15 protein-coding genes are annotated in these 17337 nt (G+C 59.4%); 4 read left to right on the top strand and 11 right to left on the bottom strand.

Translation table 11 applies throughout. The features are described 5' to 3' along the window. Nucleotides 1-26 precede the first annotated feature (26 nt). From LAO20_11955 to LAO20_11915, 9 genes are all read right to left on the bottom strand, one after another. Entirely contained in the window at nucleotides 27-653 is a 627-nt protein-coding gene (locus tag LAO20_11955) for a hypothetical protein (GenBank protein MBZ5532136.1), read from the bottom strand. 238 nt (nucleotides 654-891) lie between these two features. Next, nucleotides 892-2817: an ATP-dependent zinc metalloprotease FtsH gene (ftsH, locus tag LAO20_11950; GenBank protein MBZ5532135.1), complete on the bottom strand. Its 1926-nt coding sequence runs from the start codon at nucleotides 2815-2817 to the stop codon at nucleotides 892-894. Nucleotides 2818-3063: 246 nt separating this feature from the next. Continuing rightward, complete coding sequence (locus LAO20_11945) at nucleotides 3064-3600, bottom strand: hypoxanthine phosphoribosyltransferase (protein MBZ5532134.1); 537 nt, start codon at nucleotides 3598-3600, stop codon at nucleotides 3064-3066. Beyond that, nucleotides 3590-5035, bottom strand: a complete 1446-nt coding sequence (tilS, locus tag LAO20_11940; protein MBZ5532133.1) for a tRNA lysidine(34) synthetase TilS — start codon at nucleotides 5033-5035, stop codon at nucleotides 3590-3592. Before tilS ends, LAO20_11945 begins: the two co-directional genes overlap by 11 nt. Nucleotides 5036-5155: 120 nt before the next feature. After that, entirely contained in the window at nucleotides 5156-6310 is a 1155-nt protein-coding gene (locus tag LAO20_11935; protein ID MBZ5532132.1) for a M48 family metallopeptidase, read from the bottom strand. After that, entirely contained in the window at nucleotides 6307-7032 is a 726-nt protein-coding gene (locus tag LAO20_11930) for a hypothetical protein (protein ID MBZ5532131.1), read from the bottom strand. The genes LAO20_11935 and LAO20_11930 overlap by 4 nt, the downstream gene beginning before the upstream one ends. Before the next feature lie 171 nt (nucleotides 7033-7203). After that, nucleotides 7204-7983 (bottom strand): hypothetical protein, encoded by a 780-nt coding sequence (locus tag LAO20_11925; protein MBZ5532130.1) that lies wholly within the window; start codon nucleotides 7981-7983, stop codon nucleotides 7204-7206. A gap of 155 nt (nucleotides 7984-8138) precedes the next feature. Beyond that, entirely contained in the window at nucleotides 8139-9284 is a 1146-nt protein-coding gene (locus LAO20_11920) for a peptidylprolyl isomerase (protein ID MBZ5532129.1), read from the bottom strand. 91 nt (nucleotides 9285-9375) lie between these two features. Continuing rightward, nucleotides 9376-11034, bottom strand: a complete 1659-nt coding sequence (locus LAO20_11915; protein MBZ5532128.1) for an AsmA family protein — start codon at nucleotides 11032-11034, stop codon at nucleotides 9376-9378. 80 nt (nucleotides 11035-11114) lie between these two features. On the opposite strand from LAO20_11915, the gene LAO20_11910 reads away from it, so the two are divergent. The 3 genes from LAO20_11910 (at nucleotide 11115) to LAO20_11900 (ending at nucleotide 14102) form a co-directional block, all read left to right on the top strand. Then, a complete protein-coding gene (locus LAO20_11910) occupies nucleotides 11115-11885 on the top strand; it encodes an energy transducer TonB (GenBank protein ID MBZ5532127.1) in 771 nt (256 codons plus the stop codon). Nucleotides 11886-12040: 155 nt separating this feature from the next. Continuing rightward, nucleotides 12041-13165: a lactonase family protein gene (locus LAO20_11905; GenBank protein MBZ5532126.1), complete on the top strand. Its 1125-nt coding sequence runs from the start codon at nucleotides 12041-12043 to the stop codon at nucleotides 13163-13165. A 355-nt stretch (nucleotides 13166-13520) separates the two neighbouring features. After that, nucleotides 13521-14102 carry an outer membrane beta-barrel protein gene (locus tag LAO20_11900; GenBank protein MBZ5532125.1) on the top strand — a complete coding sequence of 194 codons (582 nt, stop codon included), beginning with the start codon at nucleotides 13521-13523 and terminating at the stop codon, nucleotides 14100-14102. A gap of 277 nt (nucleotides 14103-14379) precedes the next feature. Here LAO20_11900 and LAO20_11895 read toward each other — a convergent pair whose 3' ends face one another. Both LAO20_11895 and LAO20_11890 read right to left on the bottom strand, forming a co-directional pair. Then, nucleotides 14380-14562 carry a hypothetical protein gene (locus tag LAO20_11895; protein ID MBZ5532124.1) on the bottom strand — a complete coding sequence of 61 codons (183 nt, stop codon included), beginning with the start codon at nucleotides 14560-14562 and terminating at the stop codon, nucleotides 14380-14382. A gap of 106 nt (nucleotides 14563-14668) precedes the next feature. Further along, on the bottom strand, nucleotides 14669-15979 hold the full coding sequence (locus LAO20_11890; protein MBZ5532123.1) for an amidohydrolase family protein: 1311 nt from the start codon (nucleotides 15977-15979) through the stop codon (nucleotides 14669-14671). A gap of 306 nt (nucleotides 15980-16285) precedes the next feature. On the opposite strand from LAO20_11890, the gene LAO20_11885 reads away from it, so the two are divergent. After that, on the top strand, nucleotides 16286-17257 hold the full coding sequence (locus LAO20_11885; GenBank protein ID MBZ5532122.1) for a glycerophosphoryl diester phosphodiesterase membrane domain-containing protein: 972 nt from the start codon (nucleotides 16286-16288) through the stop codon (nucleotides 17255-17257). Nucleotides 17258-17337: the final 80 nt, after the last annotated feature.

Below are 17337 nucleotides of genomic sequence, written 5' to 3'. Positions count from 1 at the left end.
GTAGCAGGGATCAAGGCGCCTACAACCTAGTTACTCTCTTCGTTCCGCTCCACCGTCATCAGCAGGATCACGGCAGCCACCAGAAGGCGGCGGTCGAGCCGTTTTTGCGGATCGTTGCTGAAGTCCACTTTCATGGTAGGCACAAAGAAGTTCCACACGCGCTTGGCTGTGCCCGCGGTTTCGCCGTCAAGTTCGAACGAGTAGCCCTTCAGGATCACGTTGCCCAGCACGCGGCGCACCATGGCGCGGAACAGCGAGTCTTCGCGAATCTTGCCGATTTCGCGTTCCTCGGCATCCAGGATGCTCCACTCTGAGCGCACGAATGACTTCCAGCCCTGGCGCTTGAGCACGCCCACTTTTTGCTCACGCACGGAGTCCGTCACGTCAAAGGCCGCGCCGAAGTCCAAAATCTTGCGTCCGCGAATGCGCAGCAGCTCCTGGCTTTGGGTTTCGTCGGTGAACACGCGTATGTCGTCTTTCAGGCTGAAGACTTTCTGGCACAGGAAGGCCAGAGGCGCGCCCACTTGGTCGCGAAGGTAGTAGGCGGGGGCCATGGAAACCATCTTCTGGCGGGCGACGAAGGTGTCCTGCTGGAAAATGGCTGGGCTTGCATCCGTTCCTGAACGCACGGTGTCAAGGCTGGTCGAAGCCATGGCGGAAGACCTCCGAAGTCCTAAAAAGACCTGCGGCCGAGCAACCCGCGGTGGCGAACGAGGTGGCCGAAATAACTAAGGGGAGTGAATGAAACTGTAAGCCGGAACGCAGGCGGCATCAAGGGAAAACCCGCCGCAACGAGGTTACGAGAGGCCGTAGGCGCGCTTGGACTTGCTGTTCAGGCACAAGAAAACAGGGCAGCCGAAGCTGCCCTGAGGTTACTTGTGTTCCCGGGATTTAGGCGGGAGAAGGCTTTCCTGGAGCGATCCCCGGGGTCCGTCCTGGTTCCGGCCGCAGGACCTGCTGCACGTCGCCCTCGCCCTTGGAGGGGATTACGCGCGCGGGCAGCGGCTTGTTATCCACGATCAGTTTCAACTCGCTCGAATCCAGGACCTCGCGTTCCAGCAGCGCCTCGGCGATGCGGACCACGGTCTCCCGGTGCTCGGTAATGATCCTCTTGGCGCTGTCATAGCCGGTATTGATGAAGCGGCGGACCTCGGCGTCAATCTCGCGGGCCGTCTCTTCACTGAAGTCGCGATGCTGGGCGATTTCGCGTCCCAGGAAGATCTGTTCGTCTTTCTTGCCGTAGGTCAGGGGCCCAAGCTTGCTCATGCCCCACTCGCAGACCATTTTGCGGGCCATTTCCGTGGCGGTTTCAATGTCACTGCCGGCGCCGGTGGACATCTGGCTGAGGAAGATCTCCTCGGCGATGCGTCCGCCCATGGAGACGGCGATGCGCGTGGAGAGATACTCCAGCGTGTAGTTGTGCTTGTCGGTTTCCGGAAGCTGCATGGTCACGCCCAGGGCCATGCCTCGGGGGATGATAGTGACCTTGTGCAGCGGATCGGAATGCGGCATCAGCGCGGCGACAATCGCGTGCCCCGCTTCGTGATACGCCGTGACCTTTTTCTCTTCGTCGGTCAGCAGCATGCTCTTGCGCTCGGCGCCCATCAGCACTTTGTCCTTGGCCAGTTCAAAGTCATACATCAGAACTGACTTGCGGTTGCAGCGGGCGGCGTTGAGAGCGGCCTCATTCACCATGTTAGAGATTTCCGCGCCGGAGAAGCCCGGTGATCCGCGCGCCAGGATGGAGAGGTCCACGTCGTCCGCCAGGGGAATCTTGCGGGTATGGACCCGGAGAATCTCTTCGCGGCCGCGGACATCGGGTAGCGGCACCACCACGCGGCGGTCAAAGCGTCCTGGACGCAGCAGCGCGGGATCGAGAACATCCGGACGGTTGGTGGCGGCGATCAGGATCACGCCTTCGTTGGACTCAAAGCCGTCCATCTCGACGAGAAGCTGGTTCAAGGTCTGTTCGCGCTCGTCGTGTCCGCCGCCCAGGCCTGCGCCGCGATGGCGGCCCACGGCGTCAATTTCGTCAATGAAGACGATGCAGGGCGCGTTCTTCTTGCCTTGCTCAAACAGGTCGCGAACGCGGCTTGCGCCCACGCCCACAAACATTTCTACGAAGTCGGAACCGGAGATGCTGAAGAAGGGAACGTTGGCTTCACCGGCTACGGCGCGGGCCAGCAGCGTTTTGCCGGTGCCCGGGTGGCCCACCAGCAGCACGCCCTTGGGGATGCGTCCGCCCAGCTTCTGGAATTTCTGCGCTTCGCGCAGGAATTCAATGATCTCGCGCAGCTCTTCTTTGGCTTCATCCACGCCGGCCACGTCTTTGAACGTGATCTTCTTCTGCTGCATGGAGAGCAAGCGGGCGCGGCTCTTGCCGAAACTCAGGGCCTTGTTGCCGCCGGTCTGCATCTGGCGGATCATGATGAACCACAGCACGCCGATCAGCAGCAGCGGAGAGAATTGAATCAGCATCATGGGCCAGTTGGATCCCTGGCCGTCTTTGAAAGTCACTCTGCCGGTCTTGTCATTGCTGATCTTGTCCAGGGCCTTTAGCAGCTCAGGGTTGCTGGCGGGTACGGTGGCGCGGAAATTGGTCTTGCCGTCAACCGCGTTGTTGTATTCGCCGCGCGCCACATTGCCGTCAATCTCCACCTTTTTCACGTTGTTCTGGTTGAGCGCTGCCGTGAATTCCGAATAGGAGATGTCCGCTTCTTTGGCGCCGGATGTGCCGCTCTGGATCACCCTCCACAGGAAGAAGGCCACCACCAGCAGCACCACCCACAAGATCACCGTTTTGAATGTCGAGTTCACTCAATACTCCTGAATTTCCCTGGTCCTGATCGCGATCAAGAGCCACGCCGTCCATACTTGATATAAAGACGTCCGGGATGCGAAAAAATTGTCCGTCGCTAAAGCCGCGATTCTTCCAGGTTTAGGACAGGCCCGGCTTCTCTTTAGATGCTCGAGGCGCGGTCTACGTTCCAAAAGCTCGCGTATTTACAATTCTATACCCGTTTGCGCCCGGCCCGCCGACTCAAACCAATCTAGCCGTCTTGCTTACGGGGAGCCTGCCGGCCTGGCCGCTATGTAAGGCAGATTCCTGCCCACTTCAGGTGCACCCAGCCCATAGCCTACGACAAAACTCTCATTCATAAGAAAACCAAAGTAATCAGGCTGCAGGGAAATCCGGCGGGCGGCCTGCTTGTCCAACAGGACAGCCAGCTTCACGCTGCTGGCGCCGCGGGCCGCGAGGTTGCGCATGAGAAAGTCACTGGTATGACCCGACTGGATCACCCCTTCCACCAGGAGCACGTGCTGGCCGTGAACGTCCACCTCCGGGCTGTAGAAGATCTCCGCGGCGGACGGCCCGGATTCCTTGAATTGGCCGGTCACAAACTGACAAACCACAGGGAGGTCAAGTTCGCGCACCAGGTCAGCCATGAAGATGAAGCCGTTTTCCATGACCGCCACCATGTGGATGGTTTTTCCCTCAAAGTCCCGGGCGATCTGGCGGGCCATCTCCTGTACGCGTTTCTGAATCTGCTCGGCTGACAAAATTACGCGTGGGTACTGCTGTGCGAGGCTATGGCTCATCGTTTGTCCCAGCGTTCATATGGATTTCTTCGATCAGGACGGCCTCTCCCGCATGATGGGCAAAGGCCTCCGGCACGGCGAACCCTTTCATCCAGACGATCTGTCCGGCGCTCTCAACCACCGGCCACGTCTTGCGTTCAGCCTGGGTCAGCGTTTGGCCCAGCCGTCCGCTTTGCAGCAATTCTTTTACTTTCTTGGGGGAGCCGGTATGTGCCGGGAAAAAACGGTCTCCAGCTTGCCAGTTTCTGACAGTCAATCCTGGTGCGAGCAAGGCACGATCCAGCAACAAGTCTGGATTATATCCCGAATTTGCAGGGCTCCCGTGGGTTATTACCCGCGCGCGCAACGTTGAACCCAGCTCCGGGACGCTCACTTGGCCAGGGACTTCCAGAGCGTACTGGTAACCGCCGCTTCCCGTATCGCGCCTGCGGCCGATCTGAAGTTCGCGGAAGGTGCATACCGCTTCCAGCCCTCCGGGCAAGGCCACGGGCTTGCCTCGACGCTGGTCGCGCACCATGGCGATCAGCTCTTCGACATGCTTGAATTCAACTGTCCCGCCGAGTTTTTCCGCGGTCCTCTGCAGCACCTGCCGCTGCACAGCCACGGGCAATTGCTGGAGCGCGGCCAAGTCCACCGCTAAAGTCTGGGCCGCCGTTCCGCTCGATGACCGGCCACTGCGGCTGGGCTTGCCTTCATGAACCAGCCGAGGCAATAACCCTGGTAACAAACCGTCCCAATAGCCGGCCTCACCGCGGGCCAGCTCCGCCAGATCGGCCAGCGTTTGGCGGATGGCCGGATTGAATTCCTTCTCCAGCATGGGCAGCAGCAGCCGGCGCACGCGATTGCGAGTATGCGCCAGGTCCGCGTTGGTTGCGTCTTCGCGCCACGGCTGGCCAATCGCCTTCAAATAGGCCTCAACTTCGCGGCGGCTGATTTCGAGCAACGGCCGGACCAGGTGCTTTTCCTGCTGCCACGGCGCGATCCCCGCCAGCCCGCGTGGGCCGGCGCCACGCACAATCCGCATCAGGACGGTCTCCGCCTGATCGTCCAGCGTGTGCGCGGTGGCGATCTTGTCCGCGTGGCCTGCGCGCACCAGTTGAGCGAACCATTGGTGGCGAAGTTCGCGCGCGGCGGTCTCCAGGCTGACTTTTTGTTCGCGCGCAAAGGCTGGAGCGTCACCCGAGCCCGCGTGCAAGGCCAGTCCGAACTTGTCGGCCAGCGCGCTCACAAATTGCTGGTCGGCATCGGCTTCCGCGCCGCGAATCCCGTGGTGAAAGTGCGCGACGGAGAGCACCAGGCCCAACTCATGCTGCAACTCCAGCAGCGCGCGCAGAAGGGCGACGGAATCGGCCCCGCCGGACACCGCCACGGCCACCCGGTCTCCGGGCTGGAGCAGCCGCTTTTCGCTCACGTATTTGCGAATTTGTTCGATCACAGCCGGGCCTTCAACTTCCCTAGTCCCTCAATGTTACTTGCTTTAGACACCGCAAGTCGCGCCCTGGGGCAACGTTGGCGGTGTGGGTTTTTGAAGTTGTTTATTGAAACGAAGAAGCGGCTACGTGGCTAGACTGGGCCGGTGTTTCCTGGCCCACTCCTGGGCCGCCGCGATCCGCTTGGCGATGGGTGGATGGGAATGAAAGAGTATCTCCACCAGTCGCGATGGATGGCTCTCACTCAGGTTCTGTTTGTTCAGCTTCTCCATGGCGGTAATGTAGGGGGTAATGCTGGGGACTGACTTCCAGCAGTAAATGTCAGCCTGGCGCTCAGTGAAACGCGAGTAGGCGTTCAGCGCCGGCATCAGAATCAGCGAAAGCAGGCTGGACACCAGCACCATGAGCGGCAGGTTGGCAAAGTCGGTCAAGAAAAGGAACATGTGCTGGCGGTCTATGGCATATTCCAGGACCACGCTTGCCGCCCAGAACCCGGCCAGGGTCACCAGAGCTTCTACGATGATGCCTTTCAAAATATGCGAGTGGACCTGGTGGCCAAGTTCATGCGCCAGCACAGCTTCGATTTCATCGTTGTCGTAATCCTGCAGCAGGGTGTCAGCCAGCATGATGCGGCGGGTGTTGCCCAGGCCGGCGATCAGCGCGTTGGCTTTCTTGCTCTTCTCCGAGAGTTTCCACTCGTACACGCCGCGGACGCGCGTTCCGGCGCGTTCCCCCAGGCGCGTCAGGCGGGCCTTGAGCTCTTCGTTCTGCAGGGGAACGAACTTGTAAAACAGCGGGAACAGCAGGACCGGCGCCACCTGGTAAAAGAAGATGAACAAGGCCATGAAAATCAGCCAGGCCAGGAACCACCAATTCTCCGGAGAGACGCGAATCAGCGCGTACACGATTTCCGCCAGCATGGTGGTGATCACCAAGCCCAGAATCCAGCCCTTGATCTGGTCGCGCACCCAGGAAGCAAAGCCCTGGTTTGACAAGTTGAAGCGATGCTCCAGGCGGAAGCTGTAAAAATCCAGCGCCAGGCCCAGCAGCTTGCTCAGGATGCTGAGCAGCAGAACATAAAAGAACAGGCGTACCACGTAATACTCACCACCCAGGCGGGAAGCCGCGTCGCGCAGCGAGTTGGTCCATCCGGTGGCCAGCAGCACGATGAGAAAGCCAAAGCTCAGCGCGAGATCGCCGATTTCCAGCCAGCGCTTGGTGTGGTTGTAGGCCTGCGCCTGGGGAGAGTCCGGCAGCAGAGTGGTTTCAGGCGCCGTCATTTCTGCTCCGGGTTGAAATCTATGGCGACGTACCGCGCGGTCGTCGTGCTGCTGTTGACCAAAGTATGCGTCAGTCCGGCGGGGACCCAGGCGTAGCCGCCCGCTGGGACTTTGGTGTGCCTGGTTTCCTCTCCAACCTGCTGCGTCAAGTCCAGATCAGATACCGCGATCACCAGGTGAGGCTTGGTGTGGGTGTGCTTATCGAAGGCGGCGGCGGGCGGCATGGTCACGAACATGACCGTCCATTGGTCGGACGAGATTCGCCGCTCGATGGTGGGGCAGACTTTGCCCGGTGCTGCGGCGCACCACGCGACAGGCATGGCGCACGCTTCCGTGCAATTCTTGACGCCCGTGGACGGCTTCAGCAATTCAATGGTCAGGTTGTGAAAAGGACGTTCGCTCAGGTTGATGGCCGCGTGAGAAAAGTTACCGGGTGTGAAACGCGTTTCACCATCCTTAAGCTTCAACGGCGCTGGGCTCGCGCCGGTGCGGGCGTTGATTAGGTCGGCGTCTCCCAGGGTGACGAACAGGTAGTCGCTGTGATGGATATGCACCAGCGTGGTCGCTTTGGGCGAGACAGTCACGTCAAAAACACGAACATATTCGTTCTGCAAGACCTGGTGATGGCTGGGTTCAGAGGTGATCTCCACCTCGACTGGCGGCTGCTGCGCGCAGACGGCAAGGGCCGATACCAGCAGCACCGTGATCCCTGTTTTTCGCATATATGAAATATTGTAGAAACAAAATGCTATGCCCGGCAAGCCTGAAGAAGAGCAAGCCTAAAAGCAAAAGCACGCTTGAAAAGACATAAAGGCCGAATCCGGCGGATCGATTTAGCTCGAATCCGCCGTCATTGGCGATTATGTGGAGCAGCCAGAGCGCTGCGGCCTGTTCTAGTGGTGGTCGTGCGGCTTGGGCTTGGTGTCCGGCCCCATGGACTCGGAGCCTTCACCGGCGGGTCGACCGCGGAACTCCAACACTGCCGCTCGCACTGTACTGGCGCCCGTGTTGCTCAAGCTGTGGACCGTCGGATTGTTCCAGATGAGGTCGCCACGCTTGTAGTGGACCGCGGTTTCCGGACCGTCCTGGACGCGGACCTTCACGTCGCCGTCGCTCAGGGAGAACACCAGATAATTTGCCAGGTGCGTGTGCTGGGCGTAACTGGCCCCTGCCGGCATGGTCACGATGGTGACCGACCACTGGTCTGACTGGAAAGCCTTGGTCACCATGGTGCACTTGGTTTTGTCTGCCGCGTCACACGGGACCGGGACCGAGCACCCCTCGGTGCAGGCATGCTGGTTGGTGGTGGGCTGCATCAGTTCAATGGTGGCGTTGCGAAACGGCTGGTCGGCGGTATTGGTGACGGCATGGACCAGGCCTGCCGGCGTGAAACGCACGTCGCCATCTTTGAATTTGGCGTTCACCGGCGCGGCGCCTTCTTTGGCGTTGATGATCTCAGCGTCGCCCAGCGAGATGGAAAGGTAGTCGCGCCCGTGATGGTGCATCAGGGACGTCTCCTTGGGAGCAACATTCACGGCGTAGGCGTGCACAAACAGGTTTTCGATAACCAGATGGTGGTGGGGCTCAGCGGTGATCTCCACCGTCGCCGAAGGTTGCTGCGCCAGGGCGCAAAGAGACAGAAGCAGGAACACTGCGATCAAGGCTCGTTTCATAGGCAGAATATTGTAGATGCACCAGCAGCGAATGCAAGCGCGAAAGGGACGTACATCAGTCCGGCATCTGCGAGAGCCTGTCGTGGCACAGAAGCCAAGCGAGCGATGTCCGGCGACAATCATCGCATTCGCTGAGACGAGAGGAGTTTGTTTTCCTAGAACAGCAGGAACTTCTTCTTTTTTTTCAGCCCTGATTTGCCCTGGCGCGTGGCGGGATCGCCGGCCGCGGCCATCATGATGGGCCGGTTGGGATTGGCGGTGGCGCCGGTGTCAACGTATCCGGTCTTCACGTCAATGTAGTACTTCTCCCGCAGCTTGGTCAGGTACGTGCGCGCCGCAGGCTCCAGTTTCTGCGAGTAGATGGCCTGGCGGATTCTCTCTTCAATTTCCTTCAACGGCGGCACGCCGGCGGAACGATGGCTGTTGACCTTCATGATGAGGAAGCCTTGCTTGGTCCGGACCAGATCAGTAAATTCACCGGGCTTGAGGGAGAAGGTCTTGTCTTCAAAATCTTTGGCCAGTTCGCCGCGCTTGAAGTTGCCCAGCGGACCACCCTGCGCCGCGGTGGTGCCATTCGAGTATTGCTTGGCCAGGTCCTCAAATTTCGCTCCGCCACGGAGCATTTGCAGGATCTGGTTGGCTTTGGCTTCCGCCTGGGCCACCAGCGCCGGGTCTTCCGGCAGAGGCTTGTCCGGCACAGGTTTGCCCTGGGCGTCTTTCTGCTCTCCGCCTTCAGGCTTAGTGACCTGGGTGGCCACCAGGATTTCACTCAAGCTGACTTCTTCCTCGCCCTGCAGCTCTTTCTGGTGTTTGTCGTAGAAGTCCTGGATGTCTTGCTTGGTAATGGAAAGGTGAGAGCCCACTTCCTGGCCGATCACTTGTTCGGTCACCACGCGGGTGCGGATGTCTTCCTTCAAATCCTCAAAGGAGACGCCTTGTTTGCGGGCTTCTCTCTCCAGGGAATCCATGTCCGGCAGGTTCATCTGCTGGCGCATGGCGTTCAGCCGCTTGACCACTTCGGTTTCGCCGGTCACGCCCATCTCTTTGCCGCGTTCCAGCAGGACCTGCCGGTCAATCAGCTCGCGCAACAGGTCTTTCTGCTGCTGGCTCCAGCGGGTTTGCCAGTCGCCGGGGAACTGCTGTTTCAGCTCTTCCATGGACTGGCTCTGGGCTTTTTTGTAGTCGGCCTGGGTGATGATGGAGTCATTCACGCGGGCGATGATCTCGTCCACGATGTTGTCCGCCCGCAGGACCACGGCGAACAGCGCTAAAACTCCCAAACTAAGAGTCAACTTCTTCATGATGGCAACTTCCTGACGAACGCTGGAAAAGTGGATTTATGCACTTTATTGTAGCAGCGCAGCGTCCCCCGCACGGGATTCCTTAATGTCCTTATTTCTTGGGTGTGGGTGACGCATCCGGCTTCTTCTTACCCAGGAACCCGCCAAACACGTCCTTCACCTGCTGTTGCTGCTCTTTCACGCCCTTGGCGCCGCCGCCCAACAGGTTGCCCTTGAGGCCTTTGAGTTCATCGCCCAGCGCAGGCTTGAAGACCGGATTGGTGGTGTCGCCTGAAACGGTGAACGGGATACCGTTAGCCGACGCCACGGAAGTAAGTCCGCCCACAGCCCCCATAACGCCCCCGGCGCTGGTGGATACTTTGAGCCGCATCTTGAAATTCAGCGACTTGTTGGCGCCAATCGTCCCGTCGCCAGTGAGCGTTCCGATGGAAGGCACATCCAGCAGCAGGTTGTCGGAGCGAATGCCTTCCGGAGCTACGCGAAGCCCGGAGCTGAACGTCTGGATCAGAGTCTCGTTGCTGGACTTGATGCCGGTAAAGGAGGCGATCGCGCCCAATTTCTGGCTCAGGTTGTAGCCGGTCAGGGTGGTTCCGGTAATGCGCAAGGGGCCGGTAATCACCAGCCGGTCCAGCGGCCCTTCCGCGTTAAAGTCCATGTTGAGGACCCCGCCTTTCAGCGAAGAGCCGGAGGGCAGCACCACGCCGAAGGCCGGCAGCAGCCCGACCAGATCATTCACCGCCATGTCTTTGCCGTGGATCTTCAAATGGGCCAGGGTATCGGCGCCGTGCGCGTCCAGGCTGCCGCTGGCGTTGGCGGTGCTGTTGCCGCTGTGAACGTTGGCGTTGAGCGTCCCGGTTTCTGAATCCAGCCCGAAATCGGAACTGTAGTCCAGACTCACGGCGCCCTGTGCGGGAGAGCTGCCCGGTACCACTTTGAGTTTCTCGGCCTTGGCCTTGCCTTCAGAATGCAGCTTGCGGCCGTCGGACTTCAGCTTGGTTTCAAAATCCAAAATCCCGCCCAGGCCGGAGCTGGGATCAATGAATCCGGTGGCTGCCAGGTCCGCGTGTTCCAGCTTGATCTGCGCGTCCAGCGGCGTGCGGCTTGCGTCGCTTTGGTTCACCGGGCCGGCCTGGCCTTCCAGCTTGAGCGCGCCTCCGCCGGGCGTGTTGGCGCTAAAGGTGAATGGCATGGCGCTCGAGAGCGAGATGCTCTTGGCTACCAGGTTCACGTTCTCGTACACGCTTTCCTTGGCTTGTCCTCCTGCGTGGCCCACGCGCATTTTGCCGTCCACGATTTCAAATTTCTCCACCGAGATATCCATGGAAGCAGAGGTTGTCGGCGTGGGCTGTGCGCTGGGCTTGGAACTTCCTACTGTGGAGTAGTTCCACTTGCCGGCGGCGTTCTTGAGCAGGACGATCTCCGGCTTCACCACCGATACGGACGTCACTTCCAGCTTTTTGGAGAAGATCAGCGGCATCAGATGCAGCCCGATCTTGACGGAGGACGCCTGCAGGAATGGCGACTTGCTGAACGCAGGATCGTCGCTGATCGAAATGTCGTTGGCCGCGGCTCCACCGCTGAAGATGGAAGCCTCCAGCTTCCCGATGTGCACCGGGCGGTTCAGCCCCGCGGAAAGCGTTTGTTCCAGCTGCGGACGGAAGGTATCCACGTTCACGAAGAGCGGCACCAACAAGGCTGCCAGCAACAGCACTCCCACCACAATACCAGCGATGATCAGTAGGCGTTTCATGCCCAAAATGCTACCAGAAAGCCCCCGGCCCGGGGGCGCAATTGACACCTAGAAGGCTTTGCTGCAAGCTTTTGGACGCTATGAAAATCCTGTGTTTATTGGCCATCGCTACCGCCTTATTGTCGCCTTGGCATCTGAGCGCGCTGCAACAACAGAGCGAAGCCCCAAAGCCGCAGCGTCTGCGTGTCTCGCTGGGAGTTTCCGAGGGACTGCTGACGCATCGCGCTGAGCCGGAGTATCCGGAAGGGGCGCGCGCCGAGCATGTGGCGGGCGACATAGTTCTGCGCGTCATCGTGGATAAGCAAGGCAAGGTGGTTGAGGTCGCGCCCGTGTCGCGCGAAGGTCTGCCGCCTGACCCAGCCGTAACCGAAGACCCGCGCCTGCGCGCAGCCGCCATCAAGGCGGTGAAGCAGTGGGAATACCGACCGTATCTCCTCAATGGCGAGGCCGTTGAAGTAGAAACCCGGGTGGTGGTCAGATTCAAACTTGTATCTTCGCAGCTGGCGCCGCAGCCGTCAGAAACGCCATTGCCTTCGAACGAACCAGGCGCGGCAGCGCCGCAGGTCAAACGGCTGCGCATTGCCCCGGGAGTCCTGGAAGGCATGATCCTCCAGAAGGTGGAGCCCAAGTATCCGCCGATGGCCCGGGTTGCGCACATTCAGGGGGACGTGCGGATGCTCGTCACTATAGATAAAGAGGGCAATGTGCACAACCTAAGGCTGGTTTCGGGCCATCCTATCCTGGCGCAAGCGGCTATGGACGCTGTCAAAGAGTGGAAGTACAAACCATTTCTGCTGAACGGCGATCCGGTGGAGGTGGAGGGCGCCATCCTGGTCGCTTTCCGCATGTAACGCGCAAGCAGTCCCGGCCTTCCCATTTGGCCAGAATGCGGGTAAACGGCTAGACTGTTCTGCAGCTAATCATGCATTTCCAGGCAAGTCCCAGGGTCCGCGAGCGTTCCAGGGATGTGGCGTGCTGCAAGTTCTCTTACTCAAGAAGAGGCATCATGAAAACGAAGGCACTTATTCTTTTCTTATTGCTGGTGATGGCCGCGGTTGCGGTGGTAGGTTGCGGCGGCTCCAGCGGGCCGGCCAAAATCGGGCTGCTCTACATGGTGGGCCAGGGGTCGAACAACATTATTGGTCTCAATATGCTTGGCGACGGAGAACTTTCGGCGCTCCCGCTTTCCAACTTCGCCACCAACCCGCGTCCGGTAGCCATGGTGCTTCATCCCACCAAGGACTTTATCTATGTAGCCAACCTGACCTCCAACACGGTCTCCGGGTTCAACCTTGACCGCACGACCGGGGTGCTTACGCCGGTGGGTACAGCCGTGGCGCCTTCGCCGGTGGGCACGGCTCCCATTGGCGTGGGAATAGACTCCACCGGACAATTCCTCTTCGTGCTCAATCAGGGGTCGGCCACGGTGGCGGCCAGCATTTCCGTTTTCAGCATTGACCCCGCGCGCGGTCTGCTCACGCAAATTGCCGGTTCGCCGTTTCCCACACTGGCGAATCCGCAATTTCTGGTGGTGTCTCCGACTTCGCCCGCGCTGTATGTGGCCAACGGCACATTGTCCACGGTTTCCGGCTTTACCATTGGGGCCGGCGGCGCCCTTACTTCCATAGGCGCGCCAGTCTCGGCGGGCGCAGGGGCCAACGTGATGGGAATAGCCATGGACCCCAAAGGGCAATTTCTTTTTGCGGTTGATGCGGTGAACAACAAAGTGGTGAGCTTTTCGGTTGCCGCTAACACCGGCGTTCTCTCTCCCGTTGGTTCGCCGGTGGCCACCGGCACAACTCCCGTAGCGGTGACGGTGGACCCCAGTGGACAATTCCTCTACGCGTCCAATCGCGACTCTGACAATGTTTCCGCCTACACCATCAAGGCCGGCGTGCTCACGGAAGATGTGGGATCTCCGTTCAGCACCAAGGCCGCCGGTATCACCAATTCCGCCCAGCCAGGGTTCCTGACCGTGGATTTCACCAACACGTTCCTCTTCGTCTCCAACGTGAACGCCAGGAGCGTGGCTGTTTTTACCATCAACGGCACGGACGGCACGCTGACCGCCATCACCAACTCTCCTTTTGCTGAAGTGGTTTCTCCGTCTTGGATTCTTACGACCAAGTGAATCTTCCTTAGTTGTCGCTTCGCTCCAAACCGCTTGCGAGTTTGGATGGGGCAGACATTCTCAAGCATCTGACGCGGCTCGGCTCGGCGCGCAAGCCGGCCTCGCCGTCGCGAAGATTGGCTGCATGGTTGTATCGACGACGACCAAGAGACTCTTCCCTTAGCTGTCCCTTCGCTCCAAACCGCTTGCGAGTTTGGATGGGCCATTCCATTCCTCACAGGCAAGTCCTGGAGGGGCAACAGCCGCGCTTGGTCCGGACATGTCCTTTCGAGTCAACAGTTTGAAACATCCTCAGAAATGCCGGCTGCGTCTAAGCCGGACAAGAGGGAGTGTGTCAATGAGGAAAATCCTTTGCTTGTCTACCTTTCTGCTGGCCCTGTGCGCCAGCAGTCTTGCGCAGAAAAACGAACTGGCGTTTTCAGCGGGAGGAAAAATCACGCCTTCCGTTGGGGCCACCACCAACCAAACCACGTTCTCCAAGACCTTCGCCTTTGAAGCCAACTACGCCACGGAACTGGCGGACGTTTCCGCAGCGGCGTTGCACCTGGAATTTCCCCTGGTGGCGACTCCGTCCACCGATCTCACCACCAGCAACCTGACCGCGGTGAAGAGCTACAGTTCCATCTTCTTCACTCCGGCGCTGCGGCTGAAGATTGCGTCCAAGTCCGTCTTCAGTCCATGGATCTCCGCGGGCGGAGGCCTGGTCCACTTCAATCCCAGCAGCACCACAGTGGGCGGGGCGACTACCACGGTGAAGGGCTCCACCAAGAGCGCCGTGCAGGGCGGCGCCGGAGCGGACTTTCATCCTCCGCTGCTGCCGGTGGCCTTTCGCGTGGAAGTACGCGACTTCTACACCGGCGTCCCTAACCTGAACACCATCGGAATCAAAGTTCGCCACAACCTGTTCGCCGGCGGAGGCGTGGTGTTGCGCTTCTGATTGCCAGCGCGCCAAGTGCCGGGCGCAAACAACAACCCTCAACCTTGAGCAGACGACGAAATGCGCCAACATACATTGATCCCGATTATCGTGTTTGTTTTATCCAGGATTTGCTTTTGTCCCGTGCCGCTGCTTGAGAGGAAATAATTTCTGGTGACGCTGGGCGGCAAGAAAGCGCCCAGCGTCGCCAGCGGTTTTCCTTGAACGGATATGAACGAGAAATTGAAATGCGCCGCGCAAGAAATGCGCGGTAAAGAAGATGCTTGGTTTTCAGTATTTATGCGGCCGGTCTGTGGCGAGACTCCGCGCCCCTGTTTGTGATGACGATGCGCTGAACGCTGCCCTTGGCCCGGTCACGGCGCACTTTCTTATCAGCGTAAGATGCCAGGCGAAACAGCGCGGCTGCCAATAACGCAATCGCCAGCCAGCCCAGCGCGACAATGGTCCATAGCAGCAGCATTCACGTAATAGATTCGCGCCATGGTCAAGAAGTTGCGCCTTTTGCCGGTTAAATTTTTGCTTCAATGCGCACAAGCTCAACGCGCCCAAGACTCAATGCCCGAGCCTTAATGCATGAAAGACTTGTAAACCTCGCCGCCTTTCATGACGAAGTCCACTTTCTGCAGCAGAGTAATGTCCGCCAGGGGGTCGCCCTTCACGGCCACCAGGTCGGCGAACTTGCCGGGCGCGATGCTGCCCACGTCATTCTGCATGTCCAGCAGCTCCGCGGCTGTCATCGTCGCTGAGCGGATGGCCTGGGCCGGAGTCATGCCGTACTTGACCATGTACGGGAACTCCACCGCCGGATTGATGCCCCAATCGAAACCGCCTACGTCTGTTCCGAAGGCAATCTTCACGCCGGCATGAAGCGCGCGAGTAAAGGTGTCAGCATGGACCTTGATCATCTCCAGCCAGACCTTGGCTCCGGCGTCGGCGCGGCCCTGCGCCACATACTCGCCCACATAAATGGTGGGAACGTAATAGATGCCTTTTTGCGCCATGGTTTTCAGGTCGGCGTCAGCGATGTAGTTGCCGTGTTCAATGGAATCCACGCCGGCTTCCACCGAATTGTGGACGCCGTTGAGCGCCATGGCGTGCGACGCCACCTTGTGCCGCTGGCGATGCGTCTCATCCACAATGGCCCGCAGCTCGTCCATGGTGAAGGTGGGTATGTCGTCCAGCACGCCGTCAGGACGCAGGAAGTAACTGCGGTCGGAGTAAATCTTGATCCAGTCAGCGCCGTAGCTGATCTGCTCGCGGACGGCCTTGCGCGCGTTGTCCGGCCCGTCCACTACCTGCACGCCGTGCGGCACCGGGACTTCCGGGGAATAACCCAGCAGCGGATACGCGCCGGTCACGTCCATGGCGCGCGTGACCACTTTCATGCGCGGGCCGGGAATCACGCCGTTGTTGATGGCTTTCTTCAGGTCCACGTCGGCGTAGCCCGCGCCTTCGGTCTCCAGATCACGGATGGTGGTAAAGCCGTATTCCAAGGCGCGCTTCACCGAACGCGTACCCAGGATCGCGCGATAGGCTGACGTTTGCTTCAGCAACTGCACGTCGTAATCTTCGGCGGTGATGTCGCCTTGCAGCAAGGTGTGAGTGTGCGCGTCAATCATTCCCGGCAGGCAGGTGTGGTCAGAGAGGTCAATCACCGGAACTCCGGCGGACGCCACGCCGCCTTCTTTGACTTCCTTGATGCGCTCGCCCTGAATCGTGATGAGCACGTTGTGCTGCACCTGTGCGCCATCGGGCTGGATCAGCGCGCCGCAACGGACCACGCGCGTGACGGCGGGGACTTGTACGTTCTTCTTTTCCTGCCCCGCGGCGAAAGACGCCAGCGCACAGACCATGGCAAAGACGAAAGCATTCTTCATGACTGCACCTCTTTTCAATCCGTAACAAGCTGGCAATGCTAACAGAAATATTTTCTGCGCGAAAACTGAAGCACACCGGCAACGGGACCAAGAAAGCAAAGGGAATCCTGGATAGATTGATGACCTGGTGCGCGCTATCATGCCGCGCTTATTGGGTTGGCCAGCAACCGGCAACTATGGGCAGCTATAGATACTCTGCTACCGCCGGACGAGAAAAAGGTCCCAGACGGAGAAGAAATTTTCTGTGCTACCATGCGACGCGCAGGCCCCTGGAGGTTCGATTCGATGGAAACCGCGTTGCGTCCTATGAGCACCTCACAAGTGCTGGACCGGACATTCCAACTCTATCGACGGCATTTTGCGCTGCTGGTGGGAATTGGGGTCCTTCTGCCGGCCCTGTTGTTGGCGGTCCAGCTGGCCTTTGTGCCTCTGGGCTGGCCTCCACGCGGGAATGAAGCCGCGAACCCATTCGCTCTTTTTCCCGTATTGTTTGGGTTTTTGGGTTGTTATTTTGTGGTCTATTTCATCGGCCAGGCGCTCACCGGAGGAGCTACCGTGTACGGCGTGGCGAAGCTGCACCTGGGAGAGGAAGTAACCATTGGCGGGGCCTACAAGCAAGTACTCTCCCGTTTTTGGAGGATTCTGGGCATTGTCATCCTCGTTTTCTTGATGCTCATGGTGGTGATCATCGGGGGTGAAATTATTGCCATTGTTGTGGTGGCAGTGTTTGCCGGGTCCCTCAAGATACTCTCCGGCGCGGGCGGCGCTGCCACGGGCGCGGCCATTGCCGGAGTGATCGTGGCCATCTGCCTGTTTGGGGCCGCAATTTTTGTCGCTTTCCTCTTTTACGTCAGGTTCTCCCTGGCGGTGCCCGCTTGCATGCTGGAACGGCTGCCCGTTGGATCAGCCCTGTCGCGCAGTTGGTCTCTGACCAAGGGCTCGGCCGGACGTCTCATGCTGGTGTACCTGTTGGCGTGGGTACTTGGTTTTGCCCTCGGCTTCGTGTTTGCTGTACCGGGCCAAGTCTATGCTCTGGCAATGCATGGCAAGTCGTTCCTGGCGGGCGTTCTTTTGCAGGAGATTGGAGGCTTCATTGCCGGCGCCCTGGCCAACCCGATTGCCGCCATTGCGGTGGCTTTGATCTACTATGACCAGCGCGTGCGCAAGGAGGCCTTTGATCTGCAATGGATGATGCAATCAATCCCCAGTGCTGACCTGCCACAGCCGCCACCTCCGCAGGCGCCGCCGCCAGCCCCCGCCGCTACCATCCCGCAGTGAAGCTTAGTTAGTTGGCGACTTTTCTGTGATACTATGCGCGCCTGATTCAGCCCAAAGCTGATTTAGCCCAAGATGGTTTG

The organism is Terriglobia bacterium (assembly GCA_020072815.1).
Lineage (GTDB): Bacteria > Acidobacteriota > Terriglobia > Terriglobales > Acidobacteriaceae > Angelobacter.
The sequence above is the reverse complement of the archived record's forward strand: the minus strand, read 5'-3'. Positions and strand labels throughout refer to the sequence as shown.